The organism is Pseudomonas sp. 18058 (genome assembly GCF_902706155.1).
Classification (GTDB): Bacteria; Pseudomonadota; Gammaproteobacteria; order Pseudomonadales; family Pseudomonadaceae; genus Aquipseudomonas; species Aquipseudomonas rustica.
The window spans coordinates 1-401 of the sequence record NZ_CACSJY010000160.1 but is presented as its reverse complement, the minus strand read 5'-3'; the positions used below and the strand labels follow the sequence as shown (position 1 = coordinate 401).

The window sequence follows — 401 nt, the reverse complement described above, 5'->3', positions numbered from 1 at the left end:
CAGTGCGTGGCATGGGCTATGTGATGGAGGACCGACAGCAATGAACCCCGCGCTGCGCGCGCACTCGTTGCGCGCTCGTCTGTCGTTGTGGCTCGCTGTGCAGAGTTTGGTGGGCTTGGGCATCGTTTGCCTCGTCGTCTACCTGGTCACCGCCCACAATCTCAGCGCACGCCAGATAGAAACCCTGGCTCAGAAAGAGGCCATCGTCAGGCACTTGTTGAGCAACATCGACGAGCATGCCAAAGAAAGCTCGCAGGAGCACCCGCTGAGCGATTTCCTCATAGGCCACGAGGATTTTCGCCTGATCGTGCGCACCCAGGATGGTGACCTGGTGTTCCCCAAAGCCGCCCCGGATACTGTTAGCGCGCAGAGGGTGTCGCGGGTGTTCGCTGTGCAGCCCG

The 401-nt window shown here is 61.1% G+C and carries 1 protein-coding gene; it reads left to right on the top strand.

Annotation, left to right across the window (positions count from 1 at the left end):
- Positions 1–40 precede the first annotated feature (40 nt).
- A partial coding sequence (locus GVL50_RS28630) for a hypothetical protein (RefSeq protein WP_371926055.1) occupies positions 41–401 on the top strand: 361 nt, incomplete at its 3' end.